The sequence below is a fragment of the Citrobacter sp. Ce006 genome, assembly GCF_030336535.1.
GTDB lineage: Bacteria > Pseudomonadota > Gammaproteobacteria > Enterobacterales > Enterobacteriaceae > Citrobacter > Citrobacter europaeus.
On sequence record NZ_JAOWDO010000072.1, the window covers coordinates 744,205 to 770,754 of the forward strand.

21 protein-coding genes and 1 tRNA gene are annotated in these 26,550 nt (G+C 53.6%); 13 read left to right on the forward strand and 9 right to left on the reverse strand.

The features are described 5' to 3' along the window. The first annotated feature begins 1 nt into the window (after position 1). From potH to rlmC, 4 genes are all read left to right on the forward strand, one after another. Positions 2-955, forward strand: coding sequence for a putrescine ABC transporter permease PotH (gene potH, locus OGV94_RS17845; protein WP_043015734.1), 954 nt, complete (start codon positions 2-4; stop codon positions 953-955). Next, entirely contained in the window at positions 952-1,797 is an 846-nt protein-coding gene (potI, locus tag OGV94_RS17850; RefSeq protein ID WP_003831669.1) for a putrescine ABC transporter permease PotI, read from the forward strand. The genes potH and potI overlap by 4 nt, the downstream gene beginning before the upstream one ends. 59 nt (positions 1,798-1,856) lie before the next feature. Then, on the forward strand, positions 1,857-2,345 hold the full coding sequence (locus OGV94_RS17855; RefSeq protein ID WP_181633946.1) for a YbjO family protein: 489 nt from the start codon (positions 1,857-1,859) through the stop codon (positions 2,343-2,345). A 166-nt stretch (positions 2,346-2,511) separates the two neighbouring features. Then, positions 2,512-3,642, forward strand: a complete 1,131-nt coding sequence (gene rlmC / locus OGV94_RS17860) for a 23S rRNA (uracil(747)-C(5))-methyltransferase RlmC (protein WP_286523887.1) — start codon at positions 2,512-2,514, stop codon at positions 3,640-3,642. A gap of 319 nt (positions 3,643-3,961) precedes the next feature. On the opposite strand, the gene OGV94_RS17865 is transcribed toward rlmC, so the two are convergent. The 3 genes from OGV94_RS17865 to OGV94_RS17875 form a co-directional block, all read right to left on the reverse strand. Then, positions 3,962-4,049, reverse strand: a tRNA-Ser gene (locus tag OGV94_RS17865). Positions 4,050-4,198: 149 nt separating this feature from the next. Beyond that, positions 4,199-4,876, reverse strand: coding sequence for an isochorismatase family protein (locus OGV94_RS17870; protein ID WP_043015737.1), 678 nt, complete (start codon positions 4,874-4,876; stop codon positions 4,199-4,201). A 16-nt stretch (positions 4,877-4,892) separates the two neighbouring features. Then, positions 4,893-5,753, reverse strand: coding sequence for a pirin family protein (locus OGV94_RS17875; protein WP_220772006.1), 861 nt, complete (start codon positions 5,751-5,753; stop codon positions 4,893-4,895). Between the two features lie 108 nt (positions 5,754-5,861). On the opposite strand from OGV94_RS17875, the gene OGV94_RS17880 reads away from it, so the two are divergent. Next, the gene (locus OGV94_RS17880) at positions 5,862-6,773 is read left to right on the forward strand and encodes a LysR family transcriptional regulator (RefSeq protein ID WP_043015739.1); all 912 of its coding nucleotides are present in this window, start codon (positions 5,862-5,864) and stop codon (positions 6,771-6,773) included. A gap of 79 nt (positions 6,774-6,852) precedes the next feature. Here the strand turns inward: OGV94_RS17880 and infA are convergent, their stop codons facing one another. The 5 genes from infA to trxB form a co-directional block, all read right to left on the reverse strand. Continuing rightward, a complete protein-coding gene (infA, locus tag OGV94_RS17885) occupies positions 6,853-7,071 on the reverse strand; it encodes a translation initiation factor IF-1 (protein ID WP_002211347.1) in 219 nt (72 codons plus the stop codon). Positions 7,072-7,354: 283 nt separating this feature from the next. Then, entirely contained in the window at positions 7,355-8,059 is a 705-nt protein-coding gene (aat, locus tag OGV94_RS17895) for a leucyl/phenylalanyl-tRNA--protein transferase (RefSeq protein WP_075144931.1), read from the reverse strand. 44 nt (positions 8,060-8,103) lie between these two features. Then, positions 8,104-9,825, reverse strand: coding sequence for a heme ABC transporter ATP-binding protein/permease CydC (gene cydC / locus OGV94_RS17900; protein ID WP_286523888.1), 1,722 nt, complete (start codon positions 9,823-9,825; stop codon positions 8,104-8,106). Further along, a complete protein-coding gene (cydD, locus tag OGV94_RS17905; protein WP_043015741.1) occupies positions 9,826-11,592 on the reverse strand; it encodes a heme ABC transporter permease/ATP-binding protein CydD in 1,767 nt (588 codons plus the stop codon). Between the two features lie 114 nt (positions 11,593-11,706). Beyond that, positions 11,707-12,675 (reverse strand): thioredoxin-disulfide reductase, encoded by a 969-nt coding sequence (gene trxB / locus OGV94_RS17910; protein WP_043015742.1) that lies wholly within the window; start codon positions 12,673-12,675, stop codon positions 11,707-11,709. Positions 12,676-13,222: 547 nt separating this feature from the next. On the opposite strand from trxB, the gene lrp reads away from it, so the two are divergent. The 8 genes from lrp to OGV94_RS17950 all read left to right on the forward strand — a co-directional run bounded on the left by lrp (position 13,223) and on the right by OGV94_RS17950 (position 25,584). After that, on the forward strand, positions 13,223-13,717 hold the full coding sequence (lrp, locus tag OGV94_RS17915) for a leucine-responsive transcriptional regulator Lrp (RefSeq protein ID WP_002439523.1): 495 nt from the start codon (positions 13,223-13,225) through the stop codon (positions 13,715-13,717). Positions 13,718-13,851: 134 nt separating this feature from the next. Continuing rightward, positions 13,852-17,949 carry a DNA translocase FtsK gene (gene ftsK / locus OGV94_RS17920; RefSeq protein ID WP_286523892.1) on the forward strand — a complete coding sequence of 1,366 codons (4,098 nt, stop codon included), beginning with the start codon at positions 13,852-13,854 and terminating at the stop codon, positions 17,947-17,949. 111 nt (positions 17,950-18,060) lie between these two features. Continuing rightward, the gene (gene lolA / locus OGV94_RS17925) at positions 18,061-18,672 is read left to right on the forward strand and encodes an outer membrane lipoprotein periplasmic chaperone LolA (protein WP_043015744.1); all 612 of its coding nucleotides are present in this window, start codon (positions 18,061-18,063) and stop codon (positions 18,670-18,672) included. Positions 18,673-18,682: 10 nt separating this feature from the next. After that, entirely contained in the window at positions 18,683-20,026 is a 1,344-nt protein-coding gene (gene rarA, locus OGV94_RS17930) for a replication-associated recombination protein RarA (protein ID WP_043015745.1), read from the forward strand. A 92-nt stretch (positions 20,027-20,118) separates the two neighbouring features. Next, a complete protein-coding gene (gene serS, locus OGV94_RS17935; RefSeq protein WP_003831902.1) occupies positions 20,119-21,411 on the forward strand; it encodes a serine--tRNA ligase in 1,293 nt (430 codons plus the stop codon). 235 nt (positions 21,412-21,646) lie between these two features. After that, a complete protein-coding gene (dmsA, locus tag OGV94_RS17940) occupies positions 21,647-24,091 on the forward strand; it encodes a dimethylsulfoxide reductase subunit A (RefSeq protein ID WP_220772000.1) in 2,445 nt (814 codons plus the stop codon). 10 nt (positions 24,092-24,101) lie between these two features. Then, complete coding sequence (locus OGV94_RS17945; protein WP_003035741.1) at positions 24,102-24,719, forward strand: DMSO/selenate family reductase complex B subunit; 618 nt, start codon at positions 24,102-24,104, stop codon at positions 24,717-24,719. A gap of 1 nt (position 24,720) precedes the next feature. Further along, positions 24,721-25,584 carry a dimethyl sulfoxide reductase anchor subunit family protein gene (locus OGV94_RS17950; RefSeq protein WP_193144701.1) on the forward strand — a complete coding sequence of 288 codons (864 nt, stop codon included), beginning with the start codon at positions 24,721-24,723 and terminating at the stop codon, positions 25,582-25,584. Positions 25,585-25,692: 108 nt separating this feature from the next. Here the strand turns inward: OGV94_RS17950 and ycaC are convergent, their stop codons facing one another. Next, entirely contained in the window at positions 25,693-26,319 is a 627-nt protein-coding gene (ycaC, locus tag OGV94_RS17955; protein WP_043015748.1) for an isochorismate family cysteine hydrolase YcaC, read from the reverse strand. Positions 26,320-26,550: the final 231 nt, after the last annotated feature.

Sequence of the window (26,550 nt, forward strand, 5' to 3'; positions counted from 1 at the left end):
GATGAGTACACTTGAACCTCCGGCACGCGTAGATAAAGCGGGGCGATTCACGCTGTTTATGTCGCGGCTGCAAATGAAGCACGGGCGCAAGCTGGTGATCGCGCTGCCGTATGTGTGGCTATTGCTCCTGTTCCTGCTGCCGTTTCTGATCGTCTTCAAAATCAGTTTGGCTGAAATGGCGCGCGCTATTCCACCGTATACCGACCTCGTTTCATGGGCTGATGGTCAGCTCTCCATCACGCTCAACTTAGGAAATTTCCTGCAACTGACGGACGATCCGCTCTATTTTGATGCGTACCTGCAATCGTTGCAGGTGGCGGGAGTTTCGACTGTCTGTTGCCTGCTGCTGGGGTATCCGCTGGCATGGGCGGTCGCGCACAGCAAGCCCTCGACGCGCAATATTCTGTTGCTGCTGGTGATCCTGCCGTCCTGGACGTCGTTTTTGATTCGTGTTTACGCCTGGATGGGGATCCTGAAAAATAACGGCGTGTTGAACAACTTCCTGATGTGGCTGGGTGTTATCGACCAGCCGTTGACGATCCTGCATACCAATCTGGCGGTTTATATCGGTATTGTTTACGCCTATTTGCCCTTTATGGTGCTGCCGATTTATACCGCGCTGACGCGTATTGATTACTCGCTGGTGGAAGCGGCGCTCGATTTAGGCGCCCGACCGTTGAAAACCTTCTTTAGCGTGATCGTGCCGTTGACCAAGGGCGGGATTATCGCAGGGTCAATGCTGGTGTTTATTCCGGCTGTTGGGGAGTTTGTGATCCCGGAACTGCTGGGTGGCCCGGACAGCATTATGATTGGCCGTGTACTTTGGCAGGAGTTTTTCAATAACCGCGACTGGCCGGTGGCTTCTGCCGTCGCCATTATTATGTTGTTGCTACTGATTGTGCCGATCATGTGGTTCCACAAATATCAGCAAAAAAGCGTGGGGGAACACGGATGAATAACTTACCGGTCGTTCGCTCGCCGTGGCGTATTTTTATCCTGGTGCTGGGCTTTACCTTCCTGTACGCGCCGATGCTGATGTTGGTCATCTATTCGTTTAACAGCTCGAAGCTGGTGACGGTATGGGCGGGTTGGTCAACCCGTTGGTATGGTGAGCTTTTCCACGATAGCGCGATGATAAGCGCCGTCGGCATGAGCTTAACGATTGCCGCGGGCGCTGCAACGATGGCGGCAATCCTCGGTACCATAGCCGCCGTGGTCATGGTGCGCTTTGGTCGTTTTCGTGGTTCGAATGGTTTCGCCTTTATGATCACCGCGCCGCTGGTTATGCCAGATGTCATTACCGGTTTGTCGCTGCTGCTGCTGTTTGTGGCACTGGCGCACGCCATCGGCTGGCCTGCGGATCGCGGTATGTTGACCATCTGGCTGGCGCACGTCACCTTCTGCACGGCCTATGTCGCGGTGGTCATCTCTTCACGTTTGCGCGAACTGGATCACTCCATTGAAGAAGCGGCAATGGACCTTGGTGCCACGCCGCTGAAGGTCTTTTTCGTCATCACGCTGCCGATGATTATGCCGGCGGTGATCTCCGGGTGGCTGCTGGCCTTTACGCTGTCGCTCGATGACCTGGTTATTGCCAGCTTTGTCTCTGGTCCTGGCGCCACAACGTTACCGATGCTGGTGTTCTCCAGCGTACGTATGGGGGTTAATCCGGAGATCAACGCGCTGGCGACGCTGATACTTGGCGTGGTAGGAATTATCGGATTTATCGCGTGGTATCTGATGGCGCGAACAGAAAAACAACGGATTCGCGATATCCAACGTGCAAGACGTGGCTGAAAAAACTAAAATCTGCCAACCTGTCTATACGGCGCAGCTGTGGTGGCTGCGCCGTTTTCATGGAAGACGACGCGTTGGGATTTTTTAAGAAATCATCCACATCACATGCTCGCTTAAACGTCCCTGCTTTGGTGCAGGTGGCGGCGCTGGCTATTATTATGATCCGCTGTCTCGATCTGTTGATGATTTTTAATACGCTCGGGTTTCGCGGAACCAGCGAATTTATTCATCGCAGCGTACAGACCTGGAATTTGACGCTGGTGTTTCTGGGTAGCCTGGTGCTGCTGTTTGTCGAAATTTACTGCGCATTTTCGCTGGTCAAAGGACGAAACTGGGCGCGCTGGATCTATCTGCTGACCCAGATTATCGCTAGCGTCTATCTGTGGGCGGCTTCGTTGGGCTACGGATACCCGGAACTGTTCAGTATTGCGGGGGAGTCCAGGCGTGAAATCCTGCATACGCTGGTGATGCAAAAATTGCCGGATATACTGGTGTTACTACTGCTGTTTGTTCCTGCGTCCAGCAGACGGTTCTTCCGTTTGCAATAACGTTAATACCCTAAATAATTCGAGTTACAGGAAGGCGGCAAGAGAATGAATCCCCAGGAGCTTACATAAGTAAGTGACTGGGGTGAGTGAGCACAGCCAACGCACCTGTAACTTGAAGTATGACGGGTATATAATCTTGGCCCCCTGTTAATTTGTAGGTTTTTGTATGCAGTGCGCACTTTATGACGCCGAACGCTGTCGCTCCTGTCAGTGGATAACACAGCCAGTCGCCGATCAACTCCTCTCAAAAACAGCCGATCTGCAGAATCTACTGGCTGATTATCCGGTCGGAGAATGGTGCGTGCCGGTCAGCGGCCCGGAAAGCGCTTTTCGTAATAAAGCCAAAATGGTGGTCAGCGGCAGCGTGGAAAAACCGCTGCTGGGGATGCTGCATCGTGACGGTACGCCGGAGGATTTGTGCGACTGTCCGCTCTATCCTGCGTCTTTTGCGCCCGTATTTGCCGCGCTCAAACCGTTTATCGCCCGTGCGGGGTTAACGCCCTATAACGTGGCGCGTAAACGCGGGGAGCTGAAGTATCTGCTGTTAACGGAAAGCCGGTTCGATGGCGGCATGATGCTGCGTTTTGTCCTGCGTTCCGAGGCAAAACTGGCCCAACTGCGCGCGGCGCTGCCATGGTTACAGGCACAGCTGCCGCAGTTAAAAGTGATCACCGCCAATATTCAGCCTGTGCATATGGCGATTATGGAAGGGGAGAGTGAAATCTTCCTGACGGAACAACAGGCGCTGGCGGAACGCTTTAACGATGTGCCGTTGTGGATCCGCCCGCAGAGCTTTTTCCAGACCAACCCGGTGGTGGCGGGGCATTTATATGCCACGGCGCGCGACTGGGTGCGTCAGCTTCCGGTTAATCATATGTGGGATCTGTTTTGCGGCGTCGGGGGCTTTGGTCTGCACTGCGCCACACCGCAGATGAAACTGACGGGGATTGAAATTGCACCAGAGGCGATTGCCTGTGCGAAACAGTCTGCGCAGGAGCTTGGGTTACAGAATCTGCATTTTCAGGCGCTGAATTCGACCCAGTTTGCTACCGCCCAGGGCGAAGTGCCTGACCTGGTGCTGGTGAATCCGCCGCGTCGGGGAATTGGTAAGCCGCTGTGTGATTTTCTTTCCCGCATGGCGCCGCGTTTTATCGTTTATTCCAGCTGTAATGCCCAAACCATGGCGAAGGATATTCGCGAGTTGTCTGGATATCGCATTGAACGTGTCCAGCTTTTCGATATGTTTCCACACACCGCGCACTACGAAGTATTAACGCTTCTCAGCCGACAAAACTAACTTGCCTGATGGCGCTTCGCTTATCAGGCCTACAGGCTGTTCGTCATTTGTAGGTTTGTTAAGCGAAGCGCCGAATCCGGCAAATGCAACATGCGAAAAAAAAGCCCGTACTTTCGTACGAGCTCTTCTTAAAATATGGCGGTGAGGCGGGGATTGACTCGCTTCGCTCGCCCCTTTGGGGCAGCCCGTTCGCTGCGCTCCCGGTCTGTCCAACTGGCTACGCCAGTAGTCGAACCCCGGTCGGGGTTTCTCATCCCCCCGCAGATGTGCAACATGCGAAAAAAAAGCCCGTACTTGCGTACGAGCTCTTCTTAAAATATGGCGGTGAGGCGGGGATTCGAACCCCGGATACGTTACCGTATACACACTTTCCAGGCGTGCTCCTTCAGCCACTCGGACACCTCACCATATTGTATTGCTGCCTGACCGCTTGGGGGGCAACGGGGCGCTACTATAGGGAGTTGCGCTAAAACGGTCAAGCAGAATTTACGTGTTCACTCTCGTTTGGTTACGCAATGTACATATTCCTCCGCCCGGGCTGGCGCGGAGGAGAGGATTAGCGCTGAGAGTCCAGTTTTTCGCCGTTAGTCACGACTTCCTGAGCTTTGCCGTAGCTCTCGATCAGCAACTGATAAGCCGGGAAGACTTTGGTATACACTTCCGCCCATTCGGCGGCGTCTTCACGGTTCCATGTGCCCTGAATTTCAGAAGCGACGGCGGCAGTATCCATTGGCACGACACCAGCCTGAACAACGCGAGCCAGGGTGATTTCCTGCGCCATTTTGCTGTAAGTACCGGAAGCGTCTATCACAGCGAAAACCTTGTAGCCTTCCGCAACCGCGCTGATGGCCGGGAAAGCCATGCACACGCTGGTAATCGTACCGGCGATAATCAGCGTTTTACGCCCCGTCGCTTTGACCGCTTTCACGAAGTCCTCGTTATCCCAGGCGTTGATTTCACCTTTACGCGCCACGTATTGGGCATGCGGCGCATTGGCGTGGATCTCTGGAATCAACGGACCGTTAGGCCCCTGTGGTACGGATGCCGTGGTAATCACCGGCATCTTTGCCAGGGTCGCCATTTTAGCCAGCGCGGCGGCACGCGCACGCAGTTCTGGCATTGGCATATCGCCGACGGTCTGGAACAGCCCGCTCTGATGATCGATAAGCAGCATGACGGAATCATTCACATCGATGACCGGACGTGAGCCATTAAAGTTTGCAGGACTGGACATATTCTTCTCCTTCGATTCAGATTTGGCCAAAGCGGCCGGAGTTAAAATCGCGTACGGCTTCAGCGATTTCTTGTTTCGTGTTCATCACAAACGGACCGTAACCCACAATCGGCTCGTTCAACGGCTCGCCAGACAGCAGCAGCACGCTGGCGTCGCTGGTGGCTTCAATGTGTAGCGTCTTGCCCTGCTGGCTTAGCACCACCAGTTGCGCTTCGCTGGCAGACGTGGTGCCGTTTACGGTGATATTGCCTTTTAATACCACCAGGGCGGTGCTCCATCCTTCAGGCTGGGACAACGTAAGCTGATGATTACGTTGCAGGCACATATCCCAGACGTTCAGCGGCGAAAAGGTATGTGCCGGGCCTTTCGTATCCTGATAGCTGCCTGCAATCACACGAACGCTGCCTGCTTCATTGGGCAGGGCGACGGTCGGAATAACATCGCTGCTGATGCCCTGATAACCCGGTACGGCCATTTTGTCTTTTGCCGGTAGATTGACCCACAGTTGCACCATTTCCAGTTCGCCACCCTGACGGGTAAATTCAGGTGAATGGAACTCTTCGTGTAATATTCCTGCACCGGCAGTCATCCACTGCACGTCGCCGGGGCCGATAATGCCGCCGCGACCGGTTGAATCACGGTGTTCAACTTCGCCGCTGTAAACGATGGTCACCGTCTCAAAACCACGGTGCGGGTGTTCGCCTACGCCGCGTTTTTCGTTACCCGGAGTGAATGTATGCGGACCGGCGTAATCCAGCAGCAGGAACGGGCTTAGTTGCTCAGCATGAGACTGGTAAGAGAACATCGAGCGGACCGGAAATCCATCGCCAACCCAGTGTGGGCGAGGTGCGGTGTAGACGCCTGTTACTTGTTTCATATGTGTCTCCTCTAAGGCGTTGTCTTGATGTGAATAAGCTTATATTCATGACAGCGAGCTGAGTAGTAGCTAAAATAATCCTCACTGTCTCATTAATAGGACAATAAAATGACGAAGCCGGATCTCAATGATTTTGCATGGTTTGTGCATGTTGTAGAGGAAGGGGGATTTGCAGCGGCGGGTAGGGCGCTTGATGAACCAAAATCAAAACTGAGCCGACGTATAGCGCAACTGGAAGAGAGGCTGGGAGTCCGACTGATTCAGCGAACCACTCGCCAGTTTAACGTGACGGAAGTTGGGCAAACCTTTTACGAACACTGTAAGGCGATGTTGGTTGAAGCGCAGGCGGCGCAGGATGCCATCGCCGCGTTACAGGTTGAACCGCGTGGGATTGTGAAGCTGACTTGTCCTGTTACGTTGCTGCATGTGCATATCGGGCCAATGCTTGCCCGTTTTATGGCGCGTTATCCTGACGTATCCGTACAACTGGAGGCCACTAACCGACGCGTGGACGTTGTTGGAGAAGGCCTGGACGTGGCGATCCGCGTCAGGCCCCGGCCATTTGAGGATAGCGATCTGGTGATGCGGGTACTTGCAGACAGGGGACATCGTTTATATGCCAGCCCGCAGTTAATTGAGCAAATGGGGGCGCTACACTCTCCGGCGGAGCTGACACGCTGGCCGGGCCTGAGTCTGGCCTCGGGTAAACATGTGCATCGGTGGGAGTTATTTGGCCCGCAGGGTGCGCGGGCAGAGGTACATTTCACGCCGCGAATGATTACCACCGATATGCTGGCGTTACGTGAAGCCGCAGTCGCTGGCGTAGGTGTTGTGCAACTTCCGCAGTTGATGGTAAAAGATCAATTAGCCGCGGGTGAACTGGTCGCGTTGCTTGACGGCTGGGAACCTAAGCGAGAAATTATTCACGCCGTCTTCCCATCACGCAGGGGATTATTACCTTCAGTGCGCGCATTAGTGGATTTCTTAACGGAAGAATATGCGCGGATGATTGAGGATTAAATACCTGACCTCAGCCCACAAAAAAGGCCGGTTAAACCGACCTTTTATAATCTGGACGCCATTCGGGCGTTAAAAACAATCAGCGACTACGGAAGACAATGCGGCCTTTGCTCAGGTCGTACGGGGTCAGCTCAACAGTCACTTTGTCGCCCGTCAGGATGCGGATATAGTTTTTACGCATTTTACCGGAGATGTGTGCAGTAACCACGTGACCGTTTTCTAACTCTACGCGGAACATGGTATTAGGTAACGTATCGAGAACGGTACCCTGCATTTCAATATTGTCTTCTTTGGCCATCTAATCCTCTGGGGTATCACTACCGTAATTTGAACCGGCAAGATAATGCCGAAGTTCTTTTAATAAGTAAAGATTTGTGCGTTTAAAACACAGCAAATCGGGTTTGGCGCATTACTCTAACCACACAGCAAAGCTGCACTTAAAGCGCAACGTGTAAGGGAACGAGGAGATAAACGATAGGCGTTGCCTGACGCGAACTGTTCCTTAACGGCGGCGGGGTAATGGGCTAAACCAACTCTGCGCGACAATTATAACACCCCGACAAAAAATGTGCCGAAAACATTCACCTCTGAGGTAAAAATAACGTCCTGGGAACCCAGAAATGGCTCGGTAGCCGCTGCTGACGCAGTCTGCTCAGGTGCTCAAGGTACTCCCGACGCGGTGTTTCGACCGCCCCCAGCGAAGCTGTGTGGCTATTTAATACCTGGCAGTCGATTAATTTTCCGCCCTGACGGATAAATTCAGCGCAAAAAACAAGCAGTGCGGTTTTGGACGCATTTTCCTGACGGCTGAACATCGATTCGCCACAAAACAACGTGCCTTGCGCCACACCATACATACCGCCCACTAATTCATTGTGTCGCCACACCTCAATAGAGTGCGCATGCCCCAGTTCGTGCAGGCGATGGTATGCGTCCACCACATCATGCGTTATCCAGGTGCCTTCCTCCCGGTCATTCGCGCAGCCTTCAATCACCTGACCAAACGCGTAATTGAGCGTCACGCGATAAGGCGAATTTTTATGAAAGCGTTTCATGCTGCGGCTGAGGTGAAATTTCTCGGGCCAAAGAATAGCGCGCGGATCGGGCGACCACCAGAGGATGGGGTCGCCGGGTGAAAACCATGGGAAAATACCGCGCTGGTAGGCCATCAGCAGGCGGGCGGGACTGAGATCGCCGCCAAGCGCCAACAAACCGTTAGGCTCGCGTAAAGCGCCTTCCGGTGACGGGAAGGCTATAGAATGGCGGGACAGTTGCACCAGGCGCATGACAGCGAAACTCCACTACGCGAGTTTGATCGTTCAATAATAGCTTACAGACGTTGCTTAAACTGGTAATAACGCCCCTGCCTGGCTAACAGATCTGCGTGATTACCTTGCTCAATAATTTGTCCGTTGTCCATTACTATTATTTGATCAAAACGCGACAACCCGCGCAGGCGGTGTGTCACCATCAGTACGGTTTTATTGCGCATGACATCGCTAATTAATTCAAGCATTTGGCTTTCCGTTGTGGCATCAAGCCCTTCGGTAGGTTCATCCAGCAGCATTAGCGGAGCATCGTGCAATAAGGCGCGGGCGATAGCCAGACGACGGAGCTCACCGCCAGAAAGCTGACGACCGCCTTCACCCAGCCAGGCGTTGAGTCCATCATCCTCAAGCAGTTTGTCCAGACCGACGCGGCGCAACATCGCGGCTAATGCGTCATCCTCGGCGTGCGGTGCCGCCAGCAGCAGGTTATCTCGAAGCGTTGCGCTGAACAGGTGTACGCGCTGCGGCACGACGCTGATGCACTGGCGCAGCGTGGCTTCACTAAGGGTAGCAATCGGCTGCTCGTTAATCAGGATTTCGCCACCCTGCGGATCCCATGCGCGGGTCAACAATTGCAGCAGCGTTGATTTGCCGCAGCCGGTACGACCAAGAATCGCAATGTGTTCACCGGGTGAGGCTTGCAGGGAAAGGGTATCGAGCGCTTTTTGTGCCTGACCCGGGTAGCTGAATGACACATCGCGTAGCGTAAGGGTGACCTGCTCAGGAACCGGAGAGCCGGCATCCGGGAAGGTAACTTCTGGCTGCTGTTCGGTTAACTCGGTGATGCGCAGCGCGGAGGCAATGACCTGACCGAGATGCTGAAACGCGCCGGTGACTGGCGCCAACGCTTCGAACGCCGCCAGCGCACAGAAAACAAACAGCGCGATCAGTGCGCCTGGTTGGGTGTTGCCGCCCACGCCGCCTGAGGCCATCCATAACATCATTATTACCGCCAGCGCGCCAATTAACAGCATGACCGCCTGTGACAGCGCGGTTAATTCAGACTGGCGTCGCTGGGCTTCGTGCCACTGTAACTCGGTGGCTTCCATTTGAGCGCGGTAGCGTTCACTGGCGCCAAAAATGGTCAATTCAGCCTGGCCTTGCAGCCAGGACGTTAACTGCTGACGATATTGTCCACGCAGATGCGTCAGGCTTTGTCCGGTGCTTTTGCCTGCCTGATAAAAGAGCGGGGGCAGGATAAATAAGGTCAGCAGCATAATACCGCCGAGAGTGATAGCCAGCGTGAAATCGAGAACGCTTAGCCCCAGTGTAACCACCATAATGACGACAAAAGCGCCCACTAGCGGAGAGAGTACGCGTAAGTACAGATGATCGAGCGTGTCGACATCTGCTACGATGCGGTTGAGCAATTCCCCCTGTCCATAACGAGACAGGCCAGCAGGCGAGAGCGGCAAGAGTTTGCTGAAGGTATAAATACGCAAATGTTGCAGCACGCGGAACGTGGCGTCGTGGCTGACCAGGCGCTCGAAATAACGCCCCGCGGTACGGGTGATTGCTGCACCGCGCACCCCGGCAGCAGGGAGCATATAGTTAAAGCTGTAAATCCCGGTGACACCAACCACCGCAGAAGCCGACAGGAACCAACCTGAAAGCGTCAGCAAACCAATACTTGCCAGCAGCGTGACGATCGCCAGAACGATCCCCAGCGTTAACATCCATTTGTGACGTTTATACAGCGTCAGATAAGGTAGCAAAGCGCGCATTCAGATATCCTCCTGACGATGAGCCAGTAATGTCGCAAAAGCCCCGTTGGCTGAGCTAAGTTCGGTCCAGGTGCCTTGTTCAACGATCTGCCCGTCCTGCATCACCCAGATAGCGTCCCAGTCGGTAAGATCTTCCAACTGGTGTGTCACCATCAGCGTGGTCTGGCGGCGTGATGCCGCGTTCAACGCCTGCATCACGCGTTGTTCGCTGTGCGCATCAAGGCTGGCGGCGGGTTCGTCCAGCAGCAGTAACTGACAGGGATTGAGTAAGGCGCGAGCCACGGCAACGCGTTGCGCTTGTCCGACGGAAAGTCGAGCCGCCTGATCGCCTACTGGCGTATCCACGCCCTGCGGAAGCAGGGGTAAAAACTCGCTGACCCAGGCGCTGTCGAGTGCGGCCTGTAGCTGCTCCTCGCTGGCATCGGGGCGAGCCAGCAGCACGTTTTCACGTAACGTGGCGGCTGGAAGCTGCGGGTTTTGCCCGACCCATGACAGTTGTTTACGCCAGCAATCAGGCGACAGATCACGTAGCTCAAAGCCGTTAATTCGCAGCGATCCCTGATAAGAAAGGAAACCAGACAGGACATTGAGCAGCGAACTTTTGCCGGAACCGCTGCGTCCAACCAGTACAGCGCGTTGACCGGCTGCCAGGGTAAAGTTGAGCGGCCCGGCCAACACTTTGCCTTCCGGCGAGGTGATGACCAGATCTTGCGCTTCAATTGAAACGGCGTCTTTCGTCGCCAGCTCAATGTCGCCACGCTCTGGATGAGCCAGCGGGGTTTCCATAAAGGTTTTCAGGCTGTCTGCTGCACCAACGGCTTGCGCTTTGGCGTGATAAAAGGTGCCCAGATCGCGCAGTGGCTGGAAAAATTCCGGCGCAAGAATGAGCGCGAGGAAGCCAGCAGCCAACGTGACGCCCGTCCCGTAGTGGCCGAAATCGAGCTCTCCGAGGTAGGAAAAACCGAAGTAAACCGCGACCAACGCAATAGAAAGCGATGTAAAGAACTCAAGGACACCGGATGACAGGAATGCCAGGCGCAGGACTTCCATGGTGCGCTGGCGGAAATCCTGTGACGCAGCGCGGATGCTTTCCGTTTCGGCTTCACCACGACCAAATATTCTTAGCGTCTCCATGCCCCGCAGACGATCAAGGAAATGGCCGCTGAGACGAGCAAGAGCCTGAAAATTGCGGCGGTTAGCATCGGCTGCGCCCATACCGACCATTGCCATAAACAATGGGATCAGCGGAGCTGTTCCGAGCAGTATAAGAGCGGCCACCCAGTTTGACGGGAACACCGCAGCCACAATCAATAACGGGACGCATACGGCCAGCGCCATTTGCGGCAGATAACGCGCATAGTAGTCATGCATATCGTCAATCTGCTCCAGGATAAGCGTAGCCCAGCTCCCGGCTGGTTTACCCTGTATCCAGGCAGGACCTGCCTGTTGCAGACGGTCAAGCACCTGGCGGCGAATTTCAAAGCGAATATGCTGCCCTGCGTGAAACCCGACCCGCTCGCGTAACCAGACGACCCATGCCCGCAGGATGAAAATCAATACCAGCACGATGAAAGGAAGCAGAAGCGCCTCTCGGGGAATATTGGCCATTATCATATGGTCCAGAATTCGGGCCATGAGCCAGGCCTGAGCGACGATTAACAGACCGCTCACGAATCCCAACAGGCGTGAAATGTTCAGCCATCGTTGGGAAATTACACTTTGCTGTTTTAACCAGCGGGTCAGCTCTTTTTGACGGGTTTTATTCATTGCACGCTTAGCAGGTGAGTTATTGGAATTTTTGGGCAGGGCAATGTTACAACGAGGCAAAAATAAAGGCGACTTATAGTCGCCTTTTTTACTTTTGTTACTGATTTGTAAAACTTATTTGCAAGCGTCCGCCAGACCGTCGAGATAACGTTCGGCATCAAGCGCAGCCATACAGCCCGTGCCCGCAGAGGTGATCGCCTGGCGATAAATATGGTCCATCACGTCACCGGCTGCGAAGACACCCGGAATGCTGGTTTGTGTGGCATTACCGTGAATACCGGACTGAACTTTGATGTAGCCATTTTCCAGCTCAAGCTGACCGTCGAAAATGGCGGTATTCGGGCTGTGACCGATAGCGACAAACAAACCGGCAACGTCCAGTGACTCCACGTTGTCAGTGTTTTGCGTATCGCGCAGACGCAGTCCGGTAACGCCCATTTGATCGCCGGTCACTTCTTCCAGCGTGCGGTGGGTGTGCAGCACGATGTTGCCGTTTTCAACTTTATCCATCAAACGCTTGATGAGAATTTTTTCGGCGCGGAAGCTGTCGCGGCGGTGAATCAAATGCACTTCAGATGCGATATTCGCCAGATACAGCGCTTCTTCAACAGCGGTGTTGCCGCCGCCGATCACCGCAACTTTTTGGTTACGGTAGAAGAAACCGTCGCAGGTCGCGCAGGCGGAAACGCCACGGCCTTTGTATGCTTCTTCCGAGGGTAGACCCAGATAACGCGCTGAAGCGCCGGTAGCGATGATCAACGCGTCACAGGTGTATTCACCGCTGTCGCCGGTCAGACGGAAAGGACGATTTTGCAGATCAACTTTGCTGATGTGATCGAAAATGATTTCAGTATCAAATTTGGTCGCATGCTCGTGCATACGCTCCATCAGCAGGGGGCCCGTGAGATCGTGCGGATCGCCAGGCCAGTTTTCCACTTCTGTCGTTGTGGTCAACTGACCACCTTTTTCCATACCGGTAATCAGTACCGGTTGCAGGTTAGCGCGCGCAGCGTAGACCGCAGCGGTATATCCTGCAGGGCCAGAGCCCAGAATAAGAAGTTTACTGTGTTTGGTTGTGCCCATGAGATCCCCATAGTTGTTGGCAGGCAATGAGCAGGATTGTAGGGAATTTGCAGGCGTAAAAAAAGAGTATGGCGATTTTGTTAACAATATGTGTAATAGCAGAAACCGATGAGCGGGTGAATTAGGCGTAATACTATAACGATTTCTACTTAAAATCGGTCAGTTATAAGGTGATAAAATGACGATTTTCCATCACTGCGAATGAATAACTGGCATGTTGTACTAAAAATCGATGTTTTGCTTTGACAATCACCTGCTGTTTTGCGAAAACATTCAAGGAAGAAAAAAACTGTGTCATGTATATGCTGCATAATCATGCATGTAGATACCATGTTTACCGTGTTAGCGAAATCTACGCATGGTGTGGACAGATGCCATTCGTGATGTCGATAGCCGCCGACAGGCAACGGTCTTCTCACCATAAGCCCAGGCATTGCGAACCGAAAATCCCTCTGGGTTGCGGTTTATTTTGATGGGTAGCGGCTCTGAACAGTGATGTTGGTAGAGTCAGGCAGGAGTAGGGAAGGAATACAGAGAGACAATAATAATGGTAGATAGTAAGAAGCGCCCTGGCAAAGATCTCGACCGTATCGATCGTAACATTCTTAATGAGCTGCAAAAGGATGGGCGTATTTCTAACGTCGAGCTTTCTAAACGTGTGGGACTTTCACCAACGCCCTGCCTTGAGCGTGTGCGTCGGTTGGAAAGACAGGGTTTCATTCAGGGCTATACAGCGCTGTTAAACCCACATTATCTGGATGCATCACTTCTGGTTTTTGTTGAGATTACTCTGAATCGTGGCGCCCCGGATGTGTTTGAACAATTTAACTCTGCGGTACAAAAACTTGAAGAAATTCAAGAGTGTCATTTGGTTTCCGGTGATTTCGACTATTTGCTGAAAACACGCGTACCGGATATGTCGGCATATCGTAAGCTGTTAGGGGAAACCCTGCTGCGTCTGCCTGGCGTGAATGACACACGTACCTATGTAGTAATGGAAGAAGTCAAACAGAGCAATCGTCTGGTAATTAAGACGCGCTAACACGGAACAGGTGCAAAATCGACGCAGTTTGATTACACTCCTGTTAATCCATACAGCAACAGTGCCGGGGTGACCCGGTGCTGTTGTCCGTTTTAGCATCGGGCAGGAAAAGCCTGAAACCTGGAGAGCCGTTTTTGAGCCAGGAATACACTGAAGACAAAGACGTCACATTGACGAAGTTAAGCAGCGGGCGCCGACTTCTGGAAGCGCTACTGATTCTTATTGCCCTTTTTGCCGTCTGGTTGATGGCTGCCTTACTCAGCTTTAACCCTTCGGATCCCAGTTGGTCGCAAACCGCGTGGCACGAACCTATCCATAATCTGGGCGGAATACCCGGAGCATGGCTGGCGGACACGCTGTTCTTTATTTTCGGCGTCATGGCCTACACCATTCCTGTCATCATTGTCGGCGGCTGCTGGTTTGCATGGCGACACCAGGCCAGCGACGAATACGTCGATTATTTTGCCGTTTCGCTGCGCATTATTGGCGTTTTGGCACTGATTCTCACCTCCTGCGGGCTTGCCGCAATCAATGCCGATGACATCTGGTATTTCGCCTCTGGCGGCGTGATCGGCAGTCTGCTCAGTACGACGCTGCAACCCTTACTGCACAGCAGCGGCGGTACGCTGACGCTATTGTGTATTTGGGCTGCGGGATTAACGCTGTTTACCGGCTGGTCGTGGGTGAGTATTGCGGAAAAACTGGGCGGTTGGTTACTCAATATCCTGACCTTTGCCAGCAACCGTACCCGCCGCGACGATACCTGGGTCGATGACGAAGAATATGAAGATGAAGACGAGTCTGTCGATGCCGCTGATGGCAAACCCCATGAATCGCGCCGGGCTCGTATTCTGCGCGGTGCGTTAGCGCGTCGTAAGCGTCTGGCGGAGAAATTTACCAACCCGCTTGGCCGTCATACCGATGCGGCGCTGTTCTCCGGCAAACGCATGGATGATGAAGACGAAATTGAATACAGCGCCCGTGGCGTTGTTGCCGATCCTAACGATGTGCTGTTTTCTGGTAATCGCGCGACGCTGCCTGAATATGACGAACTCGACCCACTGCTGAATGGTCATTCGGTGACAGAGCCAGTAGCCGCCGCCGCGGCAGCTACAACGGCCGCGCAGGCCTGGAGCGCGCCGGTTGATCCGCTGCTGCAAACATCGCCCGTGACCAGCACTGTTCTGGAACAACAGGCCCCAGCCGTAGCCTGGCAAACCGCACCTGGCCCGCAAACCGGTGATGCGGTGATTGCACCAGCGCCAGAAGGTTATCCGCAGCCAACCCAGTACGCGCAGCCACCGGTACAACAGCAGTATGAGCCATGGCAGCAGCCGGTTGTGGAGCAGAATCCGCAGCCGCAATATTACGCGCCACAGACTGCTGAACCCGCTTATGCGCAACCCGTTGCGCCGCAACCGCAGGCGTTCACCACGGAGCAAAACTGGCAACCTGAATCCACTTTTCAGCCGGAACATGTGCAACAACCTGTGTATCAGCAGGAAGCAACCTTTCAACAAAATTCCACGCTCCAGCAGCCTGTTTATCAGCCGGAGCCCGTGCCGCAACCTGTGTATCAGCAGGAATCAACTCTTCAACAGAACAATACGTTCGAGCAGCCTGTAGTTGAACAACCGCCTGTGGTGGAATCTGAACCGCTGGTAGAAGAGGTTAAACCGACTCGTCCGCCGCTCTACTATTTTGAAGAAGTGGAAGAGAAACGTGCGCGCGAGCGCGAGCAACTGGCTGCCTGGTATCAACCGATACCAGAGCCTGTTCAGGAGCCTGAACGTGTTAAGCCGTCTATGCCATCTATGCCGACGGCTGTATCCATTCCGCCCGTTGAGTCTGTTGCTGCCGTTGCGCCGCTGGCTGCCGGTGTAAAAAACGCCGCATTAGGAGCGGAGGCCGCTGCCGCAGCACCTGTCTTTAGCCTTGCGGGTAGCGGTGCGCCGCGTCCACAGGTGAAAGAGGGTATTGGTCCGCAGTTACCGCGTCCGAATCGAGTGCGCGTACCTACTCGTCGGGAATTGGCGTCGTATGGCATCAAATTGCCGTCACAGCGTATGGCTGAAGAGAAAGCGCGCGAAGAGCAGCTTGATACAGATGCGTACAGTGACGATGAAATTGATGCGATGCAGCAAGATGAGCTGGCGCGTCAGTTTGCCCAATCGCAGCAGCACCGCTATGGCGAAGAGTATCAGGATGATACCAATCACACTGATGACGAAGATTCAGCCGCAGAAGCGGAACTGGCTCGCCAGTTTGCCTCTTCCCAGCAGCAACGCTATTCCGGTGAACAGCCTGCCGGGGCAAATCCGTTCTCGCTCGATGACTTTGAATTTTCGCCGATGAAAACGCTGGTGGATGAGGGCCCGCATGAGCCGTTGTTTACGCCAGGCGTAATGCCGGAGTCTGCGCCACAGTACCAGGAACCTGTCGCACCGCAGCAGCATTATCAGCAACCGGCGCAGCCAGTCGCACCGCAGCAGCATTATCAGCAACCGACGCAGCCAGTCGCACCGCAGCAGCAATATCAGCAACCGGCGCAGCCAGTCGCACCGCAGCAGCATTATCAGCAACCGGCGCAGCCAGTCGCACCGCAGCAGCAATATCAGCAACCGGCGCAGCCAGTCGCTCCGCAGCAGCACTATCAGCAGCCAGCACAGCCGGCTACACCGCCAACGCAGGATAGTCTGATCCATCCGCTCCTGATGCGTAATGGCGACAGTCGTCCGGCGCACCGTCCAAGTACGCCGCTGCCATCGTTAGATTTGCTCACACCGCCGCCGAGCGAAGTTGAGCCGATAGATACTTTCGCGCTGGAGCAAATGGCACGTCTGGTGGAAGCGCGTCTGGCGGATTTCCGCATTAAAGCCGATGTGGTGAACTACTCTCCAGGCCCGGTGATTACCCGCTTTGAGCTTAATCTGGCTCCTGGGGTTAAAGCGGCGCGTATTTCTAACCTGTCGCGAGATCTGGCGCGTTCGTTGTCCACCGCGGCGGTACGTGTGGTTGAGGTTATACCAGGCAAACCGTATGTCGGACTGGAGTTACCGAATAAAAAACGTCAAACCGTTTATCTGCGTGAAGTGCTGGATAACGCTAAATTCCGTGATAACTCATCTCCGCTGACCGTGGTGCTGGGTAAAGATATTGCGGGCGAACCGGTGGTGGCCGATCTGGCAAAAATGCCGCACCTGCTGGTAGCAGGGACAACCGGATCCGGTAAGTCTGTTGGGGTGAACGCCATGATCCTCAGCATGCTGTACAAGGCGCAGCCGGAAGACGTTCGCTTTATCATGATTGACCCGAAAATGCTGGAACTGTCGGTTTATGAAGGCATTCCGCATCTGCTGACCGAAGTCGTGACCGACATGAAAGATGCTGCTAATGCCTTGCGCTGGAGCGTCAATGAAATGGAACGTCGCTACAAGCTGATGTCAGCGCTTGGCGTACGTAACCTTGCCGGTTATAACGAGAAAATCGCCGAAGCCGCCCGTATGGGACGTCCGATTCCGGACCCATACTGGAAACCGGGTGACAGCATGGATGTTCAGCACCCGGTGTTGGAAAAACTGCCGTATATCGTTGTGCTGGTGGATGAATTCGCCGACCTGATGATGACAGTTGGCAAAAAGGTGGAAGAACTGATTGCTCGTCTGGCGCAAAAAGCGCGTGCGGCGGGGATCCACCTGGTGCTGGCAACCCAGCGGCCGTCTGTTGACGTTATCACCGGTCTGATTAAAGCAAACATCCCGACGCGTATCGCTTTTACCGTGTCGAGTAAAATTGACTCGCGTACCATCCTTGACCAGGGCGGAGCGGAATCGCTGTTGGGTATGGGTGACATGCTTTATTCCGCACCAAACTCGACGATCCCAGTGCGTGTTCACGGCGCCTTTGTCCGCGATGAAGAAGTTCACGCAGTGGTTCAGGACTGGAAAGCGCGCGGTCGTCCACAGTACGTCGACGGCATTACTTCTGACAGCGAAAGCGAAGGCGGCGGTGGCTGCTTTGATGGTGGCGAAGAGTTGGATCCGCTGTTCGATCAGGCGGTAAACTTTGTGACCCAGAAACGCAAAGCCTCAATCTCCGGCGTCCAGCGTCAGTTCCGTATCGGATACAACCGAGCGGCGCGCATCATCGAGCAGATGGAAGCGCAGGGTATTGTCAGCGAACAAGGGCATAATGGTAATCGTGAAGTGCTGGCTCCGCCGCCCTTCGAATGATTGCAAAGTTAAGTAATTCAGTATTTTCTACTTTCCTCATGCTGATTTTTGGCCTGAAATGGATAGCAGAGGGATCTCCCCGTTGGGAGTGACGTATTTTGAGGAATAACGATGAAAAGAATCGCAATCACCTGTGCATTACTGTCGAGCTTTATGGTGAGCAGCGTCTGGGCTGACGCTGCCAGCGACCTGAAAAGCCGCCTGGATAAAGTCAGTAGCTTCCATGCCAGCTTTACTCAGAAGGTCACGGACGGTAGCGGCGCGGCGGTGCAGGAAGGTCAGGGTGACTTATGGGTTAAACGTCCTAATCTGTTTAACTGGCATATGACGCAACCTGATGAGAGCATCCTGGTTTCCGATGGTAAAACGCTGTGGTTCTTCAACCCGTTTGTTGAGCAGGCGACTGCGACCTGGCTGAAAGACGCTACGGGCAATACGCCATTTATGTTGATTGCGCGTAACCAGGCAAGTGACTGGCAGCAGTACAACATTAAGCAAAACGGCGATGATTTCGTGCTGACGCCAAAAACCAGCAGCGGCAACCTGAAGCAGTTTACTATCAATGTTGGGCGTGACGGGACTATCCACCAGTTTAGCGCCGTTGAACAAGACGATCAGCGCAGCAGCTATCAGCTGAAATCTCAGCAGAATGGTGCGATTGAACCCTCTAAATTCACCTTTACCCCGCCGCAAGGTGTAACGGTTGACGATCAACGTAAGTAGAGGCGTGTGAGTGAGCAATTTGTCGCTCGACTTTTCTGATAATACTTTTCAGCCACTGGCCGCGCGTATGCGGCCAGAAAATTTAGCGCAGTATATCGGCCAGCAGCATCTGCTGGCTGCGGGTAAACCCTTGCCGCGCGCTATCGAGGCCGGACATCTGCACTCCATGATTTTATGGGGGCCGCCGGGGACGGGGAAAACTACGCTTGCCGAAGTTATTGCCCGTTACGCTAACGCCGATGTCGAACGAATTTCGGCAGTGACCTCTGGTGTAAAAGAAATTCGTGAAGCGATTGAGCGTGCGCGTCAGAATCGTAACGCGGGCCGGCGTACGATCCTGTTTGTGGATGAAGTTCACCGTTTTAATAAAAGCCAACAGGATGCGTTTTTACCGCATATTGAAGACGGTACCATCACGTTTATTGGCGCAACCACTGAAAACCCCTCGTTTGAGCTGAACTCGGCGCTGCTGTCGCGTGCGCGCGTTTACTTACTGAAATCGTTAACCTCCGACGATATTGAACAGGTGCTTGACCAGGCGATGTCAGACAAAGCGCGGGGTTACGGCGGCCAGGATATCGTACTGCCTCCAGAGACGCGTCGGGCGATAGCTGAACTGGTCAATGGTGACGCGCGTCGGGCGCTGAATACGCTGGAAATGATGGCCGATATGGCCGAAGTTGATGATTCTGGCAAGCGCGTATTGAAGGCCGAGTTGCTCACTGAAATTGCCGGTGAACGCAGCGCGCGTTTCGATAATAAAGGCGATCGTTTTTACGATCTCATCTCCGCATTACACAAGTCAGTACGCGGCAGCGCCCCGGATGCGGCGCTTTATTGGTATGCGCGAATCATCACCGCTGGCGGCGATCCGCTGTACGTTGCCCGTCGCTGTCTGGCGATTGCCTCTGAAGATGTCGGCAACGCAGATCCGCGCGCCATGCAGGTGGCGATTTCCGCATGGGATTGCTTTACCCGTGTGGGACCCGCAGAAGGTGAACGAGCCATTGCTCAGGCGATTGTTTATCTGGCCTGCGCGCCGAAAAGTAATGCGGTTTACACCGCCTTCAAAGCTGCGCTGGCTGATGCCCGTGAACGTCCGGATTACGACGTGCCGGTTCACCTGCGCAACGCGCCAACGAAGCTGATGAAAGAGATGGGCTACGGTCAGGAGTATCGTTATGCCCATGATGAGCCTAATGCCTATGCCGCCGGAGAAGAGTACTTCCCGCAGGAAATGGCACAAACACGCTATTATCACCCCACAAACAGAGGTCTTGAAGGCAAGATTGGCGAAAAGCTCGCCTGGCTCGCCGGACAGGATCAAAATAGCCCTATAAAACGCTACCGTTAGTGTTATCGTTGCGGTAATGTTGTCTCTGTATCCCTGTGACCGCAGGCTGTGGTCACTTTCTCCTATTTTAATTCGATAAGCACAGGATAAGCATGCTCGATCCCAATCTGCTGCGTAATGAGCCAGACGCAGTCGCAGAAAAACTGGCAAGCCGGGGCTTTAAGCTGGATGTAGATAAGCTGCGCGCTCTTGAAGAGCGTCGTAAAGTTCTGCAGGTACAAACTGAAAACCTGCAGGCAGAGCGTAACTCTCGATCGAAATCCATCGGCCAGGCAAAAGCGCGCGGGGAAGATATCGAGTCTTTACGTCTGGAAGTGAACAAACTGGGCGAAGAGCTGGATGCCGCGAAAGCTGAACTTGATACCTTACAGGCCGAGATCCGCGACATTGCGCTGACCATTCCTAACCTGCCAGCGGACGACGTTCCGGTGGGTAAAGATGAAAATGACAACGTCGAAGTCAGCCGTTGGGGTACGCCGCGTGAGTTTGATTTTGAAGTGCGCGATCACGTTACCCTGGGTGAAATGCACACGGGTCTTGATTTCGCTGCGGCAGTTAAGCTGACCGGCTCTCGTTTCGTCGTCATGAAAGGGCAGATCGCGCGTATGCACCGTGCGCTGTCTCAGTTCATGCTGGATCTGCACACCGAACAGCATGGCTACAGCGAAAACTACGTTCCGTATCTGGTTAACCATGACACGCTGTACGGTACAGGCCAACTGCCGAAATTCGCGGGCGATCTGTTCCACACGCGTCCGCTGGATGAAGAAGCGGACAGCAGCAACTATGCGCTGATCCCAACGGCGGAAGTGCCGCTGACCAACCTGGTACGTGACGAAATCATTGACGAAGATGCGTTGCCGATCAAAATGACCGCGCATACGCCGTGCTTCCGTTCTGAAGCCGGTTCTTACGGTCGTGACACTCGTGGTCTAATCCGTATGCACCAGTTCGATAAAGTTGAGATGGTGCAGATCGTTCGCCCGGAAGACTCGATGGATGCGCTGGAAGAGATGACCGGTCATGCCGAGAAAGTCCTGCAATTGTTGGGTCTGCCATACCGTAAGATCATCCTGTGCACAGGTGACATGGGCTTCGGCGCATGCAAAACTTACGATCTGGAAGTGTGGATCCCGGCGCAGAACACCTATCGCGAAATTTCTTCTTGCTCCAACGTGTGGGATTTCCAGGCTCGTCGCATGCAGGCGCGTTGCCGTAGCAAATCCGACAAAAAGACCCGTTTAGTGCATACGCTGAACGGTTCCGGTCTGGCGGTTGGGCGTACGCTGGTTGCGGTGATGGAAAACTATCAGCAGGCTGATGGCCGTATTCAGGTTCCTGAAGTGTTACGTCCGTACATGAATGGCCTGGAATTCATCGGCTAAGCTACCTTTCTCTGCTAAAAAAGCGCCTCAGGGCGCTTTTTTTATGCCCGTTTGACGTCGGACAATAACGACTACTCCCATAGGAGTAATACTGCCTTCGAATGAAAGTCAGTATTTATCTCTGTCTTTTAGCAAATTCAGTATTTAACAGCCTGTATATCGATATTAACGTTATATAAAAAACTATACAGCGAGTGTTTGTATTTTTTTATTGTGAGCAGCAGAGTGAGCCACTATGAAAACTAAAATCCCCGATGCCGTGCTGGCAGCTGAGGTTAGTCGCCGCGGTTTGGTGAAAACGACGGCAATAGGCGGACTGGCGGTGGCCAGTAGCGCGTTTACCCTGCCATTTACCCGTATTGCAAATGCCGCAGAAGCCCTTAATCCGTCACAGATTAATGAGAAGGTGATCTGGAGCGCATGTACGGTGAACTGCGGTAGCCGTTGCCCGCTGCGTATGCATGTGGTCGATGGTGAAATAAAGTATGTCGAAACCGACAACACCGGCGATGACAACTATGACGGTCTGCACCAGGTGCGCGCTTGTCTGCGTGGTCGCTCCATGCGTCGTCGCGTCTATAATCCCGATCGGCTGAAATACCCGATGAAACGCGTCGGCAAACGTGGAGAAGGCAAATTTGAGCGCATCAGTTGGGATGAAGCCTACGACATCATTGCCAGCAATATGCAGCGTCTTATTAAAGACTACGGCAACGAGTCTATCTACCTGAACTACGGCACCGGTACGCTGGGCGGCACCATGACGCGCTCGTGGCCGCCGGGTAAAACGCTGGTGGCACGGTTGATGAACTGCTGCGGCGGCTACCTTAACCACTACGGTGACTACTCTTCAGCGCAAATCGCTGCCGGGTTGAACTACACCTACGGCGGCTGGGCTGACGGTAACAGCCCGTCCGACATTGAAAACAGCAAGCTGGTGGTTCTGTTCGGGAATAACCCTGGTGAAACCCGTATGAGCGGGGGTGGGGTAACCTATTACCTTGAACAGGCGCGACAAAAATCCAATGCCCGCATGATCATTATCGATCCCCGCTACACGGATACCGGCGCTGGTCGTGAGGATGAATGGATCCCGATCCGTCCAGGAACCGATGCGGCGCTGGTTAATGGTCTGGCGTATGTCTTGATCACCGAAAACATGGTTGACCAACCGTTCCTCGATAAGTACTGCGTAGGTTACGACGAGAAAACCTTACCGGCCGATGCGCCGAAGAACGGTCACTACAAGGCGTATATTCTAGGGCAGGGCAAGGACGGTATTGCCAAGACTCCGGAGTGGGCGGCGCAGATTACTGGTATTCCCGCTGATCGAATCATCAAACTGGCGCGTGAAATCGGTAGCGCTAAACCGGCATACATCAGCCAGGGATGGGGACCGCAGCGTCACGCCAACGGTGAAATAGCGACCCGCGCCATTTCTATGCTGGCTATCCTGACCGGTAACGTAGGGATCAACGGCGGCAACAGCGGGGCGCGTGAGGGCTCATACAGTTTGCCGTTTGAACGTATGCCTACGCTGGAAAACCCTGTTGAAACCAGCATTTCGATGTTCATGTGGACGGACGCGATTGAGCGAGGCCCGGAGATGACGGCCCTGCGTGACGGGGTACGCGGTAAAGACAAGCTTGATGTTCCTGTTAAGATGATCTGGAACTATGCCGGTAACTGCCTGATTAACCAGCATTCTGATATCAACCGTACGCATGAAATCCTGCAGGATGAGAACAAATGCGAGATGATCGTCGTCATCGACTGCCATATGACTTCCTCGGCGAAATACGCGGACATTTTGCTGCCGGACTGCACCGCATCTGAGCAGATGGACTTCGCGCTGGATGCCTCCTGCGGCAACATGTCCTATGTGATTTTCACCGATCAGGCGATCAAGCCGCGATTCGAATGCAAGACTATTTACCAGATGACCAGCGAGCTGGCGAAGCGCCTTGGCGTCGAGCAGCAGTTTACAGAAGGTCGTACTCAGGAAGAGTGGATGCGCCATCTCTACGAGCAGTCGCGCAAAGCGATTCCTGAACTGCCAACGTTTGAAGAATTCCGTAAACAAGGGATCTTTAAACAGCGCGATCCGCAAGGGCATCACGTGGCGTATAAGGCATTCCGTGAAGATCCTAAAGCTAATCCGCTGACCACGCCGTCAGGTAAGATCGAAATTTATTCGCAGCAGCTTGCTGAGATCGCGGCAACCTGGGAGCTTCCTGAAGGTGATGTGATCGATCCCCTGCCGATTTACACCCCAGGCTTTGAGAGCTTAAACGATCCGCTGGTGGAGAAATTCCCTCTGCAGTTGACCGGCTTCCACTATAAGTCTCGCGTCCACTCGACCTATGGCAACGTAGATGTTCTGAAAGCATCCTGCCGCCAGGAAATGTGGATCAACCCGATGGATGCGCAGCGACGCGGCATTAACAACGGCGACAAGGTGCGCATCTATAACGACCGCGGTGAAGTGCATATCGAGGCGAAGGTCACACCACGTATGATGCCCGGCGTGGTGGCATTGGGAGAAGGCGCCTGGTATAACCCGGATGCAAAACGCGTGGATCAGGGCGGGTGCATTAACGTTCTGACGACCCAGCGTCCGTCTCCTCTCGCGAAGGGGAACCCGTCACACACGAACCTTGTTCAGGTTGAAAAGGTGTAAGGAGTAGCCGATGACAACCCAGTATGGATTTTTTATTGATTCCAGTCGTTGCACCGGTTGCAAAACCTGCGAACTGGCCTGCAAAGATTTCAAAAATTTAACCCCTGAAGTCAGCTTCCGCCGCATTTATGAATACGCAGGCGGTGACTGGCAGGAGGACAACGGCGTCTGGCATCAGAACGTCTTTGCTTATTACCTCTCCATTGCCTGTAACCACTGTGAAGATCCGGCCTGTACCAAGGTATGTCCGAGCGGTGCGATGCACAAACGTGAAGATGGCTTTGTCGTAGTCGATGAAGATGTGTGCATTGGCTGTCGGTATTGCCACATGGCCTGTCCTTACGGCGCACCGCAGTACAACGCTGAAAAAGGGCACATGACTAAATGTGACGGCTGCCATGAGCGCGTCGCTGAAGGCAAAAAACCTATCTGCGTGGAGTCCTGCCCACTGCGTGCGCTGGATTTTGGTCCGATTGAAGAGTTGCGCAAAAAACACGGTACTTTGGCAGCGGTCGCGCCACTGCCGGGCGCGCACTTTACCAAACCGAGTATTGTCATCAAACCTAACGCCAATAGCCGCCCGACCGGGGATACCACAGGCTATCTGGCTAATCCGAAGGAGGTGTAAGATGGGAAGTGGATGGCATGAATGGCCGCTGATGATCTTCACGGTCTTCGGACAGTGTGTGGTTGGCGGCTTTATCGTTCTGGCGCTGGCGTTGATGAAAGGCGACTTACGCCCAGAATCGCAGCAGCGCGTGATTGCCTGCATGTTCGGGCTGTGGGTATTAATGGGCATTGGCTTTATTGCTTCCATGCTCCATCTGGGCTCGCCGATGCGCGCTTTTAACTCACTCAATCGCGTAGGATCTTCTGCATTAAGTAATGAGATTGCCAGTGGCTCAATTTTCTTTGCTGTTGGCGGTATCGGCTGGTTGCTGGCTACGTTGAAAAAAATGTCGCCCGCATTACGTAATCTGTGGTTAGTTGTCACCATGGTGCTGGGCGTGGTTTTTGTCTGGATGATGGTACGCGTGTATAACACCATCGATACTGTGCCGACCTGGTACAGCGTCTGGACGCCGCTGGGCTTCTTCCTGACGATGTTTATGGGCGGGCCGCTGCTGGGATATCTGTTACTCAGAATTGCTGGCGTGGATGGTTGGGCAATGCGCCTGCTGCCAGCTATCTCAGTGCTTGCTCTGGTCGTGAGCGCCATCATGTCTGTCATGCAGGGGGCTGAACTGGCGACGATCCACAGTTCGATTCAACAGGCTTCTGCGCTGGTTCCGGATTACGGATCGCTGATGGCGTGGCGGATTGTGGTACTGGCATTAGCGCTGTGCTGCTGGATTGTGCCGCAGGTGAAGGGCTACCAGCCTGCCGTTCCGCTGCTTTCCGTGGCGTTTATTTTGCTTCTGGTCGGTGAGCTGATTGGTCGTGGCGTGTTTTACGGTTTGCATATGACCGTTGGTATGGCGGTGGCGAGTTAATTTATAGTATCCAGGATTAACTCAAGTCTTATCAGGCCTGCACGATCTGTAGGCCTGATAAGTGAAGCGCCATTAACAATACATCAGGCCAGGGGTTTCGCCCTGGTTTTACTTCTGCTTGGTCAACGTGTCGTAGCTGGTCATCAGATTGCGATAATCCGGAATGTGATTCGAGAACAACGTCGCCAGACCTTCGACATCGTTACGCCAGTCGCGGTGCAGCTCACATGCGACGCCGAACCATGTCATCAATTGAGCACCGGCCTGCGACATCCGATCCCATGCTGAATGGCGGGTAATTTCATTAAATGTGCCTGAAGCATCGGTGACAACAAAGACGTCAAAACCTTCTTCAATCGCCGAGAGCGCAGGGAAGGCAACGCAAACTTCCGTCACGACACCGGCGATAATCAGCTGCTTTTTGCCGGTCGCTTTTACTGCTTTCACGAAATCTTCGTTATCCCACGCGTTAATGTTTCCGGGGCGAGCAATATAAGGCGCATCGGGAAATTGAGCTTTTAGTTCCGGCACCAGCGGCCCATTTGGTCCAGTCTCAAAACTGGTTGTCAGAATCGTCGGGAGTTTGAAGTATTTTGCTAAGTCACCGAGAGCAAGCACGTTGTTTTTAAATTTATCGGGATCGATATCCCGAACCAGAGAGAGCAGGCCAGCCTGATGGTCGACCAGCAGTACTGCCGCATTATCTTTATCAAGTCTTACGTAAGGTTTAGTCATGGTATTTCTCCTGTTCTGCATCGGTGGGGGAAATTTGATGAGTTTAAGTCTACGAAAAGAACGATATTTGGATTAGATAGATAAATAAGAACTCACTGTTCTATTTTGAAGACAATGCAGCTCTGTATCCCGCATAGAGTTTAGTAAGAAATAAAAGTAAGGGGAGTCCATGAAATTTTTCGACTGAACGCAACGCGAGATTTTTGTTTTAGATCAATAAAAACAAGCAGA

What these genes read in the sequence shown, in the direction of transcription:
- cydC (WP_286523888.1), bottom strand. Translation starts at nt 9,825, where the DNA reads ATGCGCGCTTTGCTACCTTATCTGACGCTGTATAAACGTCACAAATGG.
- rlmC (WP_286523887.1), top strand. Translation starts at nt 2,512, where the DNA reads ATGCAGTGCGCACTTTATGACGCCGAACGCTGTCGCTCCTGTCAGTGG.
- dmsA (WP_220772000.1), top strand. Translation starts at nt 21,647, where the DNA reads ATGAAAACTAAAATCCCCGATGCCGTGCTGGCAGCTGAGGTTAGTCGC.
- serS (WP_003831902.1), top strand. Translation starts at nt 20,119, where the DNA reads ATGCTCGATCCCAATCTGCTGCGTAATGAGCCAGACGCAGTCGCAGAA.
- OGV94_RS17870 (WP_043015737.1), bottom strand. Translation starts at nt 4,876, where the DNA reads ATGTCCAGTCCTGCAAACTTTAATGGCTCACGTCCGGTCATCGATGTG.
- OGV94_RS17855 (WP_181633946.1), top strand. Translation starts at nt 1,857, where the DNA reads ATGGAAGACGACGCGTTGGGATTTTTTAAGAAATCATCCACATCACAT.
- potI (WP_003831669.1), top strand. Translation starts at nt 952, where the DNA reads ATGAATAACTTACCGGTCGTTCGCTCGCCGTGGCGTATTTTTATCCTG.
- OGV94_RS17950 (WP_193144701.1), top strand. Translation starts at nt 24,721, where the DNA reads ATGGGAAGTGGATGGCATGAATGGCCGCTGATGATCTTCACGGTCTTC.
- infA (WP_002211347.1), bottom strand. Translation starts at nt 7,071, where the DNA reads ATGGCCAAAGAAGACAATATTGAAATGCAGGGTACCGTTCTCGATACG.
- ycaC (WP_043015748.1), bottom strand. Translation starts at nt 26,319, where the DNA reads ATGACTAAACCTTACGTAAGACTTGATAAAGATAATGCGGCAGTACTG.
- aat (WP_075144931.1), bottom strand. Translation starts at nt 8,059, where the DNA reads ATGCGCCTGGTGCAACTGTCCCGCCATTCTATAGCCTTCCCGTCACCG.
- lolA (WP_043015744.1), top strand. Translation starts at nt 18,061, where the DNA reads ATGAAAAGAATCGCAATCACCTGTGCATTACTGTCGAGCTTTATGGTG.
- lrp (WP_002439523.1), top strand. Translation starts at nt 13,223, where the DNA reads ATGGTAGATAGTAAGAAGCGCCCTGGCAAAGATCTCGACCGTATCGAT.
- cydD (WP_043015741.1), bottom strand. Translation starts at nt 11,592, where the DNA reads ATGAATAAAACCCGTCAAAAAGAGCTGACCCGCTGGTTAAAACAGCAA.
- OGV94_RS17945 (WP_003035741.1), top strand. Translation starts at nt 24,102, where the DNA reads ATGACAACCCAGTATGGATTTTTTATTGATTCCAGTCGTTGCACCGGT.
- OGV94_RS17875 (WP_220772006.1), bottom strand. Translation starts at nt 5,753, where the DNA reads ATGAAACAAGTAACAGGCGTCTACACCGCACCTCGCCCACACTGGGTT.
- OGV94_RS17880 (WP_043015739.1), top strand. Translation starts at nt 5,862, where the DNA reads ATGACGAAGCCGGATCTCAATGATTTTGCATGGTTTGTGCATGTTGTA.
- potH (WP_043015734.1), top strand. Translation starts at nt 2, where the DNA reads ATGAGTACACTTGAACCTCCGGCACGCGTAGATAAAGCGGGGCGATTC.
- trxB (WP_043015742.1), bottom strand. Translation starts at nt 12,675, where the DNA reads ATGGGCACAACCAAACACAGTAAACTTCTTATTCTGGGCTCTGGCCCT.